This window comes from Devosia sp. (assembly GCF_017307495.1).
Lineage (GTDB): Bacteria > Pseudomonadota > Alphaproteobacteria > Rhizobiales > Devosiaceae > Devosia_A.
Genome location: NZ_JAFKHE010000021.1, coordinates 101692 through 117320, shown reverse-complemented (window position 1 = coordinate 117320; position 15629 = coordinate 101692). Strand labels below are relative to the sequence as shown.

Here is a 15629-nt window from a genome sequence, read left to right as displayed (position 1 = left end):
CGAAGTCAAGCCACGGGGCGAGCGCGCGCATCCCCGCGTCGTCCGCAGTTCTGCGATCCTGGAAGTGCCGATGAATTGGGGGGCGCCGGCTCAGCCGGTACGCAGCACGGGTCCCGGCGGGAGATCTTCGTCGTCGACGAAGCAGTAGCGCCAGTTCTCACCGATCTCGTATGACTGGATCACGGGATGTCCCGTGGCATGGAAATGCCGGCGGGCATGGCGATTTGGAGACTCGTCGCAGCAGCCGACATGGCCACACACGAGGCAGACGCGCAGGTGCACCCAGCTGCTGCCGGTCTTCAGGCAATCCTCGCAGGCATCGACCATGCTGGGCACCACATCTTCGCGGATCAGGTTCACGTGGGTGCAGCGGCTATTCGGCGTCATCACTAGCCCCAGAAACTGGCCGTAGCCGCAGCGGCAGCACGATGCGGAACTCGGTCCGTCCTGGGGCCGAAGTGTAGCCGATCCTCCCACGGTGGCGGTTGACCACAATGTTATGAGCGATGTGCAGTCCCAGGCCGGTGCCGACGCCTTGCGCCTTGGTGGTGAAGAACGGCTCGAAGATGCGCTTGCCGACCTCCTCCGGAATGCCGGGACCACTGTCGGCGATGAGCACCTCGACCTCGTCGCCGATCCTGCGTGCGCCGACCTCGAGCGAGCCCTGCCCCCCCATTGCCTGCACGGCATTGTCGATGATGTTCGTCCACACCTGGTTCAGTTCGCCCGCATAGGCTTCGACGCGCGGCAGTGCCGGCTCGTACAGGCGGGTCACGGCCACGCCCTGCTTGATCTTGTGGTTGAGGATCATCAGCGTATCGTCCAGGCTCATGGCGATGTCGACGTCCTGAACCGGCGCCTGGTCGAGATAGGCGTAGGACTTCACCGACCGCACGATGTGGGAGATCGCGACCGACGCGGCCTCGATTTCCTCCATCAACTGCTGCGCAGCCAGTCCCGCCCCCATCCATTGCAGCACCGGCTTGAGGTGCGGCGCGTCGAAGGTCTTCGCCAGTTGGTCCAGCTTCTCGGCCGTCCATCCGTAGACCGCCATGGCTGGCGCGACTTCCCAGGGCTCCTCGACGCCCAGCGCCTCCAGCCTGTCGATGAGCGGGCCCTCTCGTCGGCGTGCTTCGGCGTCTGAACACCGAACTGCCCGGCACCCGGCAATTGCCTTTTCGAGCTCGGTCAGCCCCTGCCGCTCCACGTCCGACATGTGCAGCAGGCTCAGTTCCACCGTGCGGCGCCGCCACGCTTCGAACGCCTCACCAAGATAGCCGGTCGAGCGCTGGATCGCTGCGGCCGGATTGTTCAGTTCGTGCGCCAACCCGGCGGCGAGCGTGCCCAGTGCAGCGAGCTTGTCGGACTGCACCAGCGAAGCCTCGGTGCTGCGCAGCCGTGCCATTACGGTCCGTAGCAATGTCGCCGCCGCCTCTGGTCGCTTGGCGAGCAGCTTGCGGAACTCCTCCTGCCCGATCCAAAGCAGCTCGCTTTGCTGGCTGGCCCGCACCGACGCGGTTCGCGGCGTGCGCTCGAGCAGGCTCATCTCGCCAAGGACATCACCGGCGCCGCGAGTGGCGAGCGTGACCTCGCGACCGTCGTCGAGCTTGGTCACTTCGAGCAGGCCCGAGAGGATGATGAACAGCGCGTCGCCCGGCGCGCCCTCGCGGATGATCAGTTCACCGGGCGCCGCCACCACCCGCCGTCCGGATTGATAGAGTTCCTCGGCCTCCACATCGCTCAGTTCGGAGAAGATCGGAACCTGCCGGATCACGTCGACGGGATGGTCAACAGCATCGGCAGCCATCTCATTTCTCCGGCGGAAGGACGGGGCGCGGTGCGGGGGCAGGACCCTTGAGGTGCTGGTGGACGAACGCCACGGCCATGGCGCCTTCGCCAACGGCGGAGGCGATGCGCTTGGTCGATTGCCGGCGGACGTCACCGGCAACGAAGACCCCCGGAACGCTTGTCTCCAGCCAGTACGGCTCACGTTCCACATCCCAGCCCGTCGGCCTGCGATTTGGCTGGTGCTCGAGATCCGGCCCCGAGAGGATGTAGCCTTGGGCATCGAGTTGCAGCCGGTTTTTCAACCAGTCCGTGCGTGGCGAGGCGCCGATGAACACGAACACGGCCCGGGCCGGAACTCGCTCGACCTTCCCACTCGCCGCGTCCTTGATCGACACCGCCTCGAGGCTCTCCTCCCCATACAGCTCTGCAATCGAGACGCCCGTCCGGACGGTGATGTTGTCGGCCTCCTCGATGCGTTCGATGAGGTACTTGGACATGCTCTCCGCGAGCGACTTGCCCCGTACCAGCAACGTCACCGAGCTCGCATAGCGCGCGAGATGTAGCGCGGCCTGCCCGGCGGAATTGCCGGCACCGACCACGAAGACAGCCTGTCCCTTCACCCCCAACGCCTCGGTCTGCGCCGCCCCGTAGAACAGCCCGGCTCCGGAAAGCCGGTCCGCACCGGGGACGTCGAGCAGCCGATAGGAAACACCCGTCGCGACGATGAGCGCCTGAGCCGCCACGCGGCTGCCGTCGCTGAGGGTGAGGATGTGGTAGCCATCCTGCGTGTCGAGCGTCATGGCCTCCATCGGGGTAAGGATTTCGGCGCCGAACCGGCGTGCCTGCGCGACTCCGCGCCGCGCCAGGTCGGCGCCGCTGAGGCCAACGGGAAACCCGAGGTAGTTCTCGATGCGTGAGCTCGTTCCGGCCTGTCCCCCGGGCGCCTCGCGCTCGATCAGCAGCGTGCGCAGCCCTTCCGATGCGCCATAGACAGCGGAGGCGAGGCCGGCTGGCCCGGTCCCGACGACGATGAGGTCATAGGTATCCGCAACTGCGTGGGTATGCAGGCCGACCTTTTCGGCCAGAGCCGGCACCGTCGGGCGCGACATCGCGGTGCCATCCGGCAGCAGCACCAGGGGCAGCGGCTCGGCAGCCGCCCCCGCCAGCTCTCGCAACTCCTGCGCTTCCGGATCGGTTTCGATGTCAAGCCAGCGGTAGGGGATGAGGTTGCGCGCCAGGAACTCGCGGACCCGATGGCCGTCGGCAGACCAGCGATGCCCGATGATGCGCACCCCCTCGAACACCGGCTGGTAGCCGGCCCGCCAGTCGTCCAGCAGGTCGTCCAGCACCGGATAGAGCATGTCCTCGGGCGGGTGCCAGGGCTTCATCAGGTAGTGGTCTAGCTTCACCTCGTTGATCGCCCGGATCGCCGCGTCCGTATCGGCGTAGGCGGTCAGCAGCACGCGCTTGGCGTCGGGGAACTGCTCCATCGCGCGGGCCAGGAACGCGACGCCCGTCATCTCGGGCATGCGCTGGTCGGCGAGGAACAAGGCCACGGCGCGATTGGCCAGCTTGAACTCGCCCAGCAGTTCCAGCGCCTCTGCACCCGATCCCGCCCGTTGCACGTCGTAGTCCGAGCCGAAGTGCCGCCTCAGGTCTCGGGTCACCGCGGCGAGGACCGCCGGTTCGTCATCGACCGCGAGGATCACCGGCTTTTCCATGGGCTAGGCCCCCATCGCCTGGGCCTGGGCCGCCGGAACCGGCCAGGGCAGGCGGATTTCGTCTCTGAGGCTCGCCGCTTCCTGGCGTGCGTCGTCTGCGCCGGTCGCGTCGCCGATCGCATCCAGCACATCGGCGAGGATGGTCAGCCCGTTGGCGAGATAGGGTTTGAGCTCCATCTGCCGGAAATAGGCGATGGCCCCTGCGATGGCGTTCCGGGCCTCTTCGGTCCGTCCCAGACGCAGCAGCGAACGGGCATGCGGGATCGACAGCGCCGCGACCACGAACTCATCGTCCGTGCTGCGGGCGCTCTCCACCGCGGTACGGATACCCTCGACAGAATCGCCGGCACCCTTCTCGAACTCGGCCTCCGCAACCCCCGCCCGGATCAGGTTGATATAGTAGTCCATGCCAGTGGCGTCGGCGAGCTTCAGCGACCTGCGGAACTGGGCCAGCGCATCGTCGATCCTGTGCTTGTCGAGCTCGCCCCTGCCGACCCCGAAATAGGCGGCGCAGGCGCATTCCAGCCCATTGGCCGACATGGCGAGGTCCGCGCCCAGCCTTGCGTGCTCCAGTCCCCTCTCGATGTCGCCCATGTCGTAGTAGGCCATGCTCGCCCCGATATGGACGTCCGCCTGCTTGACCGGCGAACTGATCGTGTGGGTCATCGCCAGGGCTTCGTCGATCAGTGCGGTGGCCTCGTCGAACTCGCCCAAGCGCGCCAGCGCCATGGCGCGGTAGGTGAGGGCATGCCCGAGCACGTCCGGAGCGTCCAGCCGCCGCGCCATCGAGATGACTTCGGCAAGCTTCTGCTCGCCCGACCGTGCATCGCGCTCGACCAGCGACCACGTCGCGATGAACAAGGGCAGCAACAACACCTGATCGTCCCCGATCTCGGTGGCGATCGCCTGCGCTTCCTCGAGATACGGGAAGCCGCGCGACGGAAAGCCCGTGACCATATGCACGTTGCTGGTCCAGCTCAGCGCCAGGCCGAGCCGACGCTTGTCCCCGATTTCGCGCGCGATCTGCACCGCGCGCTCGATCTTCTCGAGCATGCCCTCGTACTGGGCGCGGCGATTGCGCACCCATGCCCATTCGAGGATCGCATCGATGACCTCCTGGGGTCGTGCGTCCGGCATCTTGTCGAGGGTGGCGAGGATGCGGTCGCGATGCTCCAGTTCCTCGCGCACGGCGTAGAGCCGTCGCGCGTTGTCGGCCGCAATGCGCGCGTATTTGAGCGTCTGGGCGAGGTTTCCCGCTTCGTCGAAATGATGGGCCAGCACCGCCGCGAACTCGTCGCGCCGTTCCGCGAACAGGGCTTCGAGCGCCTCGCCGCATCGCGCGTGAAGGTCGCGCCGCCGCGAGCGGAGCAGCAGGTCGTAGGCGGCCTCGCAGGTCAGCGCGTGCTTGAAGATATACTCGCGCTCAGGGTCACGCGCCTTTTCGCGCACCAGTTGCTCGAAACTCAGTGTCGCCAGGTGCGGCTCGACATGCTCGATCCTTTCGGCTGCCGGCGCCTCCCGGCACACTGTCTGCAGCACGCGGTGCTGGAATACTCGACCGATGACCGCGGCGGTCTGCGCTACGCGCTTGGTCGCATCGGGCAGCCTGTCGATCCGTGCGCTCAGCACGCCGGCCAGCGTGTCGGGAATGGTTGCCTCGAGGATCGAGCGCGTGGCGCGCCAGTGCTCGCCCTCGCGTACCACCTGGCCACCATCGATCAGCGAGCGCAGCACTTCCTCGAGATAGAAGGGGTTGCCCTCCGATCGCTCCAGGATCTGGGCTCGAATGGAGTTGGGCAGGTCCTCGATATGGAGGAGGTTGCCGAGCAGTTCCCCTGATGCTGTGGCGTCGAGCGGCTCGAGGTCGATGCGCGAGAAGCTCGAGCCGAGACTGGCCTGCAGCCGATCGACCAGCGGCCAGCTCGCCGCCTTGCGGTCGGGACGCAGGATCACGACGAGCAGGATCGGTTCGAACGCGGCAAGCGTCGCCACCTGGGCGATCAGTTCCAGCGTGGCGCTGTCCGACCAGTGCAGGTCGTCCATTACCATCACGTACGGTGTCGTTACGCCGCCCGCATGCATTGCCGTCTTGATCGCGTTCACGATCGCCGAACCGACGCCGCCGGACACGCTGTCGCCGGTCATGGCTGCCAGAGCCAGCCGGCTTTGCTCGCCCTCGACCGCGAGCATGGTTTCGTAAAAGGGAATATCGGTGGGGTTAAGCCCAAGGCGCTCGACCCAGGCCGCGATCTTGTCGCGCACCACCGGCGCCGCATCCATGTCGTCGGCTCCGACGATCTGTCGGCCCAGTTGCCGCCAGGGATAGTACGGGATTGCCTGCCCGTAGGAGATCGCGCGTGACTCGCGCCAGAGTGGACGCGGTTCCGGCAAAGCGTCGCGGCGGTCTCTGAGTTCGGCCATCAGGCGTGACTTGCCGAGGCCGGCTTCCCCGATTACCGCCACGACCGACCCCAGCCCCTTGCCCAGGTCGGCGAGGCGGTCGGCGAGAAGCCCGATCTCGCGATCGCGACCGACAAGTGGCGAACTCAGGCCCTCGACTCCGCGGGTCGAACCTGGCACCGCCTTCGCCCCCGTCACCTCGTAGGACTCGACCGGCTCGGACTTGCCCTTCATCGCGATGGTGCCCCGCGGACGGAAGTCGAACAGCGGATGCACGAGCCGGTAGGTGTCGGCGCTGATCAGGACGGTCCCCGGTTCTGCCGCCGACTGCAGCCGCGCGGCGACATTGGCGGTGTCGCCGAGCGCGGTGTACTCGGTCCGGATGGCGTCACCCACGAAGGCCAGCACGGCTGTACCGGTGTTGATGCCTACGCGCAGCTCGAAATCGACGCCATGCTGCGCCTTGATGCCGGCGGCGTAGCGCCTGGCCGCCTGCTGCATCTCGAGACCGGTACGCACCGCGCGCTCCGCATCGTCCTCGTGCGCGATCGGTGCGCCGAACAGGGCCAGCACCGCATCGCCCATGAGACGCGAAACCGTGCCTCCGAACTGCGATACCGACTTGTTCATGAAGGCGAAGGCGCCGTTCATGATCGTGGCAAAGTCCTCGGGATCGAGTTGCTCGGCCATTGCTGTCGAGCGGGCGACATCGGCGAACAGCACCGTGGCGAACCGGCGCTCGCCCTCCACGGGCTTGGCCGGTGTCAGCGCGTCACCGCAGTTGGCGCAGAACTTGGCCGCGCCTGCGTTCTCGAAGCCACACCGTGGACAGGTCTGCATCGCGCATCTCTTGACGCCCGCTGGGGGTGGCCCACGCTACCCGCCTTGAGGCCTCAACAGACTATCGATCGCGCGGGCCCCGAACAAGCTAGAGTTGGCGCTCGGCCTGGTCCCGAATGCGCCGGGTTCGCACGCCTGGTGCAGCGAAGATGCCGAATCCGGCCTATTGCTGGGGCAGCGCGGGCTTGAAGTCGGGGGAGAACGTCGCGAGGTACGCAATCACGTTGGCGACATCGTCGGGGTTGGGCAGTCCAGGGAAGGTCATCTTGGTGCCCTTCACCAGGTCTCGTGGCTTGGGCAGGTATTTGGCCAGCGTCTCCGGCGTCCACACCAGTCCGCCCGCGCCGGCATCCTTCATCGCCTGCGAATAGTTGTAGCCTTCCAGGGTGCCAGCCGTTCGGCCCATGACGGCGTTGAGGACCGGGCCGACCTTGTTTTGGGCGCCATCGCCCACCGCGTGGCAAGCCGCGCACTTCTTGAACACCTGCTCGCCGGCTGTTGGATCGCCTTGCGCCATGGCGCCGGTCAGGCTCAGCATGACGGCAGCGACGGCAATCGTAATCCTGATCATTCCTCGATCCTCCCGTTGGCCAGGCACGGCGTGGAACGTTCCCCTCGTCGCGTCGGTTCCGTCCGGTCAGCCGGCCGGCGCGGCCGGTGGCGGGACGACCACCCAACTCTCAGCCCTGAATCCGCGCGCGTCAACGGACCATTCGGTGTTCCCCGGAAGCTGCGGCCGGCCATCGACGCATGACCATGCTCCGCCCGGCGCCATGAGTTGCGGCGCCGCCCGGTAGCGCGCGCAGTAGGCCTGCATCTCCTCCGCCGATGGCGCCATGTCGCACACTGGACCGACGTAGGAGGCGCAGGCCAGGACCACGCCGTTGACGCAGCGCCAATGCACGCGGTCGCGCGCCGCATTCTCGGGCAGCGCCAGCGCCCGCGTCATCGGCGCGATCACCATCTGTCCGCGATAGCGATCATCGACATAGTCCACCGTGCGCACCGCCCTGCAATAGGCGAACGGGTCCGTATAGGGGGCGGTCGCCGATAGCTGCGCTGCCGCACTTGTATCGGCCAGGCTGGTACCTGAGCCGTTGGTCGGCACCGCGACCTGCGCGGCAGGTCGGCTCGGCAGCGCAGCAGGGGGCTCAGATATCGCCGGCCCCTCCGGCTTCGGCCGGGGCAGTTGCCGAAGAGTGTCAGGGACCTGTGCAACGGTGCTCGCTGTCCCACTTGCCCCTGGCGGCACCGAGCCGATCAACCGGTCGACCCAGCCTTCGCGGTAGGCAAGATAGCCGCCAGTAACCAGCATGCCGAGCACGAGCACTGCCACCACTGCCGAAAGCGCGGCAACCAGGCCGCGGCCAGGCGGCGCGTCCGGTGGTAACCAGCGCGGCTCCAGTTGGGCCCGCGGCCAACTGTCGGGGGCCGGCCGTGTCCCCTCCGGCTTCTGGGAGGCTGGCGGAACAGGCACGCGCGGCTCAGGCTGCCGCCGCGCTGCCGGCTCGGCTTTGGCCTCTAGGTTCGACGCGGGACGCGGCACGAGGCGCGGCCCCGATCCAGCGAGTGCTTCGAAGCCATGTCCCGCTGGGGCGTCGGCACGGTCCCAGCGAAAACCACGGGGCGGCGCGGGCTCCGGTTCGACCTCGAATTCGGACTCCCGCAGCACCGGTTCCGGCTCGGGCAAATATTCCGGCTCGAGCACACGGCTCGGTTCGGGTCGTATCGCTTCGCCCCAGATGTCAGGGCGCTCCTGTCGTTGCGATGGCGCATCGAGATCTTGCCACCGAGGGGGCGGACTCGACGGCCGCTCCGCCTTGACGGCGACATCGTCGAGCGTGAGTGGAATGACCCGGCTCGGCTGAACGGGGACGGTGCTGCGTGCGATGGCCGCCGGGTCCATGCGAAGCGCAGCCTCGCGCGCGATCTGTTCGGTCTGCGACGCCGTGTCGTTACGCGAGTTGCGCTGCCTGCGCCGCATTCGCCGGCGGCGGGTCGCCATCTCCGCCGCGACGAGCGCGAGCCCCGCGGCGAGCCCCGCCCCGATCGCCGGGGCCAGCAGCTTGAAATCGAACGGGCCGGGCGTCACCAGGCCGATGCCGATCCAGCCCATGGCAGCAAGGCCAAGCGGCAAGAAGGCCAGTCCGGGCAGGATCGCAGCGAGCAGCCCGCCTGCAATCGCGGCGGCTGGGATCGCGTACCAGACGATGGTGCCGATCAGTCGCTCGCCTGGACCTGCAAACAAAAGTCCGAGGAACGGCGAAATGAGATCGGTGCGCAGCGCGCCGGGCGCCAGCAGCACGAACAGCCCAGCCGCTACGCCGAACACAAGAGCCGCTATTCTCACCGTAGTTCCCCTGGACGGTCCGTCGCGAGCCCCCTCACCCGAACATGCCGAGAGCGCAGGCCGAGTGCAAGGGTGGAGGTCGCCGGATCGGGCATGTGAGCCATCTTGCCTTTCTCGCACCGGTCAGGAACATGGCAGCATGAAAATACTCATCCTCGGCGCCGGCGTGATCGGCACAACGTCGGCTTACTACCTCAACCGGGAAGGCCACGAGGTGACGGTGATCGACCGCCAGCCGCAAGCGGGCCTCGAAACCAGCTTTGCCAATGCCGGCGAACTCTCCTACGGCTACGCGTCACCGTGGGCCGGGCCGGGCATTCCGCTCAAGGCCATCAAGTGGCTGCTGATGCAGGACGGACCGCTGGTGCTCAGGCCCAAGCTCGACCCGCGCATGTGGATATGGGGCCTGCAGCTGCTGGCCAACTGCACCGAGCGCGCCTACGCCACCAACAAGGGGCGGATGGTCCGTCTCGCCGAGTACTCGCGCGATCAGATGATAGCGCTCCGCGCCGAGACCGGCCTTGCCTTCGACGGCCGGGAGCAGGGCACCGTCCAGCTCTTCCGCGAGCAGAAGCAGCTTGACCACGCCGCCGACGACATCGCCGTGCTGGAGCAGTACGGTGTGACCTACGAGGTTCTCGATCCCAAGGGGTGCATCGCCGCTGAGCCGGGCCTAGCGACCGCCTCCGTACCCTTTGTCGGCGGCCTGCGGCTAAGGAACGACGACACCGGTGATTGCCGCATGTTCACCCAGGCCCTGGCCGCCCTGGCAGCGGCCGACGGCGTCGAGTTCCGGTACGGCACGTCGATCGATCGGGTGGTCGTCGACGGCGGCAGGGTGAGTGGCGTTGCCACTTCCCTCGGCCTGCTGCACGCCGACGCCTATGTCATGGCGCTGGGCAGCTACTCGCCGCTGATGCTGCGTCCACTCGGCATCAGCCTGCCGGTATACCCGATCAAGGGATACTCGCTGACCGTTCCGATCGTCGATGAGGCGACCGCTCCGGTGTCGACGGTGATGGACGAGACCTACAAGGTTGCCACAACGCGCCTGGGCGACCGCATCCGGGTCGGGGGGACCGCGGAGATAGCGGGTTACGACACGACCCTGCACCCCTCGCGCCGAGGTCCGCTCGATCGCTCGCTGCGGGAACTCTTCCCCACCGCTGGTGATGCATCGCAGGCAAGCTTCTGGTGCGGCCTCAGGCCCATGACCCCGGATGGCACCCCGGTGCTCGGCCGCTCGCCGATTCCCAACCTCTTTCTCAATACGGGCCACGGCACGCTCGGCTGGACCATGGCGGCCGGCTCTGGTCGGGTGCTCGCCGACATCCTCTCCGGCCGGGCACCGGAGATTGAGGCGGGCGACCTCGACCTCAGTCGCTACTCGGCCTGAGACGGCGCCGCCGCGCCCACCGCGCGGCGCGGGCGCTTAGTCTCGCCGTGGTTGGTCTTGGCCCAGAAATGCGGCATGCGCACCAGTTCGACGAGCGCGAGCATCGCGGCCACGGAGTGAAGGATCCAGTACAGCGGCAGGGCCAGTTGCCTGAGCAGCAGGTCTCGTCGCCCCAACCGGCGCAGGCCCATGACCACCAGCAGCGCCGGCCCCGCATAGCCGATGAGGAAGGTCACGGCAGCAACCAGGTCGAGCAGATCGAGCGGCTGCCCAATCCCGCCGGCGCCAAGGCCGATCAGCAGCGACAACATGAAGGCGGTATGAAGCGGCGCCGACAGCACCATGCTGCCCACATAGATCTGGAAGCCGAGGAAGCCCCGCCATCCCAGGTCCTTCAGCAGTTGCCGCCAATCGCCATTGTGGACGATCAACGTTTGCATCCAGCCTTTCATCCAGCGCGTGCGCTGTTTGAGCCAGGGCCGCATCGTCACCGGCGCCTCCTCGCCCGTTTGGCTTGCGATGGTTGCCGTGCGCAGCCCGTATCGGGCCAGACGGACGCCCAGGTCGGCATCCTCGGTGACGTTGAATGAGTCCCAGCCGCCCAGGCCCCGCAGCGCTGCGACGCGGAAGTGGTTGCTGGTCCCGCCAAGCGGCATCGGTAGGCCGAGGCGTGCAATGAGCGGCAACATCAGCCCGAACTGGCCCGCATACTCTCCGGCGAACAGGGCCGTCAGCAGGCTCTCGTCGGCATTGTCGACGACGAGCTCGGCCTGGAGGCAGCCGATGTCGGGCTGTTCGGCGAAAGTGGACGCGGCGAGGCGCAACTGCCCCGCTTCCGGGATGTCCTCGGCATCGTAGACGACGAGGAATTGGCCGGTGACCATGGGCAGGGCATAGTTGAGGGCCTTCGGCTTGGTCCGCGGCAGCGCGTCCGGGACGACGATCAGTTCGAACCGCGGATCGCTGAGTTCGCGCCGCACGGCATCGACAGTGGCGCCGCTGGTCTCCTCCACGATGAAGTGCACGCGGAGCTTTTCGGGTGGAAAGTCGAGGCCGCGCATCGCGAGCGCGAGTTGGGGCACCATTTGAGCCTCGTCCCGCAGGGGCACGAGCACCGAATAGGTCGGCAGCTCAGCGTCTGAGAGCATTGCGGGCGGCGAACGCGGCGGGCGCCGGCTGACCGCCGCCCACAGGCGCATCAGTGCCGGGATGAGCAAGAGGGCCGCCACGATGGGCAGGAAGGCCGCCTCGAAGAGGGTGGGGGCGGCCAGGATGAAGACCATCAGCAGCAGCATGGACACCGCGAAGGCGATGCGGCGCGACCTCGGCGCACTTACGCTGCCGCTCGCGTTGGGCCAGCGCCGCACCAGTCGCTGCCGCGCCTCGATCAGTAGCGCATCCGCGCCCGTCGAGGCGAGCTCGGAACGGATGCTGGCCAGCGGCACGACGCAGAACCGCGAGCGAAAGGCGGGGTCACGGGCCGCCAGCCTGAGCCGCAGGAAGTCGCTAAACCTTGGTGCGCTATAGACGATTTCGTGCTCGAACAGTTTGGCGCGAATGGTCCTGATCTCACCCAGGCGCTCAATGCGATCGATCACGAGGCTGCCCGGGCGCGTGCGGGGGACGCGCGCTGCGAAGGTGAGGCCGGCCCAATCGGCGGCGCGCTGCAGGACGAGGTCTTGGCCGAGGCCAAGGCGGTTGGCGCAGTAGTCGAGCGGATCTACCTCGAGAGCCAGCGCTGCATCGAGGTGGAGCAAAGCTTCTGTCTCGCCGTCAACTTGTCCGGCAAGTATTGCGTGAAGAAGCGCTCCCGCCTCCGCCACTGCCCCTCACCACGATGACTTCGGAATGCCCCGATAATACATCCGGCATTAGTGGTCGCCGCGCCGTGATCGTCAATGCGGAATCGCGACGGGGATCGCCTGCCTCGCGGTCTCGCCTTTGCCGGCGAATTGGGTCATAAGCCGGTGACGATCCCCGCCGGAACGCCATGCGCGCCCTACTGTTCGCCCTTGCCCTGCTGCTTGCCGCTCCGGCGCCGGTGCTGGCCCAGGCGTTGCCCTATCACATCGATCCGGGCGCCCCCGAAATCGTGCCGAACCTCACGGCCGTGCCAGCCATCCGCTTCCTCACCACCGCCGACTTCCCGCCGTTCAACTTCCGCGACAGCAACGGCGAACTGGTCGGCTTCAATGTCGACCTGGCACGGGCGCTGTGTACCGACCTCAAGATCACCTGCACCGTGCAGGCCTGGCCGTGGAACCAGGCGGCGCAGGCCCTAGAGGACAATCAGGGCGATGCCCTGATAGCCGGCCTTGCCATCACGCCCGAAAACGGGGCGCTCTTCGACTTCTCGCAAATCTACCTGATGCTGCCGGGCCGCTTCGTCACCCCCGTCGGAGCCGGGGCCAGCTTCGACCCCAGGAGCCTCGAGGGCAAGCGCGTCGCGGTGCGGCGCGGCTCGAGCCACGCCGACTTCGTCCGCCGCTACCTGCCGGGTGCCAGCGTGGTGCCGTTCGACAGCGAGGTTGCGGCGCTCGACGGGCTCGCCAAGGGTGAGGCCGACGCCTATTTCGGCGACGCCATGCGCGCCTCGTTCTGGCTTAACGAGCACGTGGGCTGCTGCGAGTTTGCCGGCGAACCCTACTTCCGGCCCGACTTGTTCGGCGATGGCCTCGCCATCGCCTTTCCCGCCGGCCACGACGCCGTCCGGCTCGCCCTCGACTACGGCCTCGCCCGGCTCAAGCGCTCGGGCGTCTATGACGAGCTGTACCTGAGGTGGTTCCCGGTCAGCTTCTACTGAGAGATCGCACGTCGCTATGCCACGGGGGCATTCCCGCGACAGCGGGAACATCCGTCTGCGGTGCCTGCCGGTAACGGAGATCCCCGCTTTCGCGGGGATGACGCCAGGTTTGGAGCCTGTTCGGAGCCGCCTACGCCTTGCGCATCCGGGCCCGCGCGCTTGCCTCGATGGCGCCGGTGACCAGGCTGTCGAGGTCGAGCCGGTCGCGCACCATCTCGAGCAGGCGCAGCTCCTCCTGCGGCAACTGCACGTCGACCACCGCGACTTCGACCGCCAGCGCGTAGGCCGTGTCGTGCAGGCGCTCGGGAATGGCCGCCGCTGCCTGGTCCAGCACGCCCTCGAAACCAGCCGAATTGGTCTTGTCGACCGCCGCGTTGGCGACCGTCTCGAGCTGGCTGAGATCGTAGCCCTCAAACACCGGGGAGCGCTCGATCAGGTGGCGGATGATGCCCAGTTCACGATCGGAAACACCCTCGTCCGAGGAGGCGGTGACCACCATGAGGTGAATAAGAGCGTCCTGGACCGAAAGTGCCATCGTGTATCCCCGGGGGAGCAAAAGTCCCGCATAACTAGGCACCGGCCAGCGACTTGGCAAGCGGGCGGGGCTGCGTCGGCATTGACGCACCCGTCCGGCTGGTGCAAGTGAGCGCCTCACTCCCACCTTGCCCTGAGGCCCGCCGTGCCCGCGCCGCTTCCGACCCTCGATCCCGCCTTTTTCGAGCCCGCGCAGGCCGCGCGTGCCTGGCCATTCGAGGAAGCCCGGAAACTGGTGGCCCGCGTCGAGCGGCTGGGCCTTGAGGAAGTGCTGTTCGAGACCGGCTACGGTCCCTCGGGCCTGCCGCACATCGGCACGTTTGGCGAAGTGGCGCGCACCACCATGGTTCGCACCGCCTTCCGCCTGCTGACGCGCGACCAGATCCCGACCCGACTGCTCTGTTTCTCCGACGACATGGACGGGATGCGCAAGATTCCCGACAACGTGCCGTCCAAGGCGTTCCTGGAGCCCTTCCTGCAGCGCCCGCTGACGGCCGTGCCGGACCCCTGGACCAACGAGTACGCGAGTTTCGGCGAGCACAACAACGCCATGCTGCGCCGCTTCCTCGACACGTTCGGCTTCAACTACGAGTTCGCCAGCGCCACCGAGTACTACAAGGCCGGCCGCTTCGACACCGTGCTGCTGCGCGCTGCCGAGCGCTACGACGACATCATGAAGGTGATGCTGCCGACCCTTGGCGAGGAGCGCCAGGCGACCTACTCGCCGTTCCTGCCGATCTCGCCGATTTCCGGGCGGGTGCTCTACGTGCCGATGAAGGAGGTGAACGCCAAGGACGGCACCATCACCTTCACCGACGAGGATGGGCGCGACACGACGATCCCGGTCACCGGCGGCCGCGTGAAGCTGCAGTGGAAGCCGGATTTCGGCATGCGCTGGGCCGCGCTGGGCGTCGACTTCGAGATGTTCGGCAAGGACCATCAGACCAACCAGCACGTCTACGACAAGATCTGCTCGATCCTGGGCGGTACGCCGCCCGAGCACTATGTCTATGAGCTTTTCCTCGACGAGGTCGGCCAGAAGATCTCGAAGTCCAAGGGCAACGGGCTCACCATCGACGAGTGGCTGACCTACGCGAGCGAGGAGAGCCTTGCGCTCTACATGTTCCAGAAGCCGCGGGTCGCCAAGCGGCTGTATTTCGACGTCATCCCGCGCGCGGTCGACGAGTACTACCAGTTCGTCGACGCCTATCACGCTCAGGATGCCTCGGCGCGCCTCGAGAATCCGGCCTTCCACATCCACGCCGGCCATCCGCCCGCGGCGACGATGCCGATCACGTTCAGCCTGCTGCTGAACATCACTTCGGCCTCCAATGCCCACGACACGGATGTGTTGTGGGGCTTCATATCACGTTATGTCCCCGGCGCGACGCCGGCGACCGAGCCCGAGCTCGACCGGCTCGCGAGCTACGCCGTGCGCTATTTCAACGACCGCGTGAAGCCGACCAAGAGCTTCCGCGCCCCGACCGACAAGGAGCGCGCCGCGCTGCAGGATCTCGCCGACCAGCTCGCGCCCTATGAGGGCCTGCACAATGTCGAGCAACTGCAGAACCTCGTCTACGAGGTCGGCAAGACCCACCAGTTCGAGCCGCTGCGGGACTGGTTCCAGGCCATCTACCAGGTGCTTCTGGGCGCCGAGCAGGGCCCGCGCTTCGGCTCGTTCATCGCGCTCTACGGCGTCGCCGAGACGCGCCAGCTGATCGCCGATGCACTGGCGGGAAAGTTGCTGAAGGCGGCCTGAGACTTTCGATCAGGACTGCCGTCTTCTGCACGGGGAGA

12 protein-coding genes are annotated in these 15629 nt (G+C 67.2%); 4 read left to right on the top strand and 8 right to left on the bottom strand.

The annotated features are described in order from the left end of the window. Window positions 1-90 precede the first annotated feature (90 nt). The 6 genes from J0I99_RS13875 to J0I99_RS13850 form a co-directional block, all read right to left on the bottom strand. Window positions 91-387, bottom strand: coding sequence for a UBP-type zinc finger domain-containing protein (locus J0I99_RS13875; RefSeq protein ID WP_291398306.1), 297 nt, complete (start codon window positions 385-387; stop codon window positions 91-93). Then, a complete protein-coding gene (locus J0I99_RS13870) occupies window positions 374-1807 on the bottom strand; it encodes a cyclic nucleotide-binding domain-containing protein (RefSeq protein ID WP_291398305.1) in 1434 nt (477 codons plus the stop codon). The genes J0I99_RS13875 and J0I99_RS13870 overlap by 14 nt, the downstream gene beginning before the upstream one ends. Before the next feature lies 1 nt (window position 1808). Next, window positions 1809-3509: an FAD-dependent oxidoreductase gene (locus J0I99_RS13865; protein WP_291398304.1), complete on the bottom strand. Its 1701-nt coding sequence runs from the start codon at window positions 3507-3509 to the stop codon at window positions 1809-1811. Window positions 3510-3512: 3 nt separating this feature from the next. Beyond that, window positions 3513-6749, bottom strand: a complete 3237-nt coding sequence (locus tag J0I99_RS13860; protein ID WP_291398303.1) for an adenylate/guanylate cyclase domain-containing protein — start codon at window positions 6747-6749, stop codon at window positions 3513-3515. A gap of 163 nt (window positions 6750-6912) precedes the next feature. Further along, window positions 6913-7320, bottom strand: a complete 408-nt coding sequence (locus J0I99_RS13855; RefSeq protein WP_291398302.1) for a cytochrome c family protein — start codon at window positions 7318-7320, stop codon at window positions 6913-6915. 66 nt (window positions 7321-7386) lie between these two features. After that, complete coding sequence (locus J0I99_RS13850) at window positions 7387-9099, bottom strand: hypothetical protein (protein ID WP_291398301.1); 1713 nt, start codon at window positions 9097-9099, stop codon at window positions 7387-7389. A gap of 139 nt (window positions 9100-9238) precedes the next feature. Between J0I99_RS13850 and J0I99_RS13845 the strand changes: the two genes are divergently transcribed. Further along, complete coding sequence (locus J0I99_RS13845) at window positions 9239-10495, top strand: D-amino acid dehydrogenase (RefSeq protein WP_291398300.1); 1257 nt, start codon at window positions 9239-9241, stop codon at window positions 10493-10495. Here J0I99_RS13845 and J0I99_RS13840 read toward each other — a convergent pair. Next, on the bottom strand, window positions 10483-11940 hold the full coding sequence (locus J0I99_RS13840; RefSeq protein ID WP_291398299.1) for a glycosyltransferase: 1458 nt from the start codon (window positions 11938-11940) through the stop codon (window positions 10483-10485). The genes J0I99_RS13845 and J0I99_RS13840 overlap by 13 nt on opposite strands. Window positions 11941-12030: 90 nt before the next feature. On the opposite strand from J0I99_RS13840, the gene J0I99_RS13835 reads away from it, so the two are divergent. Beyond that, complete coding sequence (locus J0I99_RS13835; RefSeq protein ID WP_291398298.1) at window positions 12031-12336, top strand: hypothetical protein; 306 nt, start codon at window positions 12031-12033, stop codon at window positions 12334-12336. Window positions 12337-12485: 149 nt separating this feature from the next. Then, a complete protein-coding gene (locus tag J0I99_RS13830) occupies window positions 12486-13298 on the top strand; it encodes a transporter substrate-binding domain-containing protein (RefSeq protein WP_291398297.1) in 813 nt (270 codons plus the stop codon). Between the two features lie 130 nt (window positions 13299-13428). Here J0I99_RS13830 and J0I99_RS13825 read toward each other — a convergent pair whose 3' ends face one another. Then, on the bottom strand, window positions 13429-13833 hold the full coding sequence (locus tag J0I99_RS13825) for a tellurite resistance TerB family protein (protein WP_291391382.1): 405 nt from the start codon (window positions 13831-13833) through the stop codon (window positions 13429-13431). 144 nt (window positions 13834-13977) lie between these two features. Between J0I99_RS13825 and J0I99_RS13820 the strand changes: the two genes are divergently transcribed. Further along, window positions 13978-15591 carry a lysine--tRNA ligase gene (locus J0I99_RS13820; RefSeq protein WP_291398296.1) on the top strand — a complete coding sequence of 538 codons (1614 nt, stop codon included), beginning with the start codon at window positions 13978-13980 and terminating at the stop codon, window positions 15589-15591. Window positions 15592-15629: the final 38 nt, after the last annotated feature.

What these genes read in the sequence shown, in the direction of transcription:
- J0I99_RS13875 (WP_291398306.1), bottom strand. Translation starts at nt 387, where the DNA reads ATGACGCCGAATAGCCGCTGCACCCACGTGAACCTGATCCGCGAAGAT.
- J0I99_RS13870 (WP_291398305.1), bottom strand. Translation starts at nt 1,807, where the DNA reads ATGGCTGCCGATGCTGTTGACCATCCCGTCGACGTGATCCGGCAGGTT.
- J0I99_RS13865 (WP_291398304.1), bottom strand. Translation starts at nt 3,509, where the DNA reads ATGGAAAAGCCGGTGATCCTCGCGGTCGATGACGAACCGGCGGTCCTC.
- J0I99_RS13860 (WP_291398303.1), bottom strand. Translation starts at nt 6,749, where the DNA reads ATGCAGACCTGTCCACGGTGTGGCTTCGAGAACGCAGGCGCGGCCAAG.
- J0I99_RS13855 (WP_291398302.1), bottom strand. Translation starts at nt 7,320, where the DNA reads ATGATCAGGATTACGATTGCCGTCGCTGCCGTCATGCTGAGCCTGACC.
- J0I99_RS13845 (WP_291398300.1), top strand. Translation starts at nt 9,239, where the DNA reads ATGAAAATACTCATCCTCGGCGCCGGCGTGATCGGCACAACGTCGGCT.
- J0I99_RS13830 (WP_291398297.1), top strand. Translation starts at nt 12,486, where the DNA reads ATGCGCGCCCTACTGTTCGCCCTTGCCCTGCTGCTTGCCGCTCCGGCG.
- J0I99_RS13825 (WP_291391382.1), bottom strand. Translation starts at nt 13,833, where the DNA reads ATGGCACTTTCGGTCCAGGACGCTCTTATTCACCTCATGGTGGTCACC.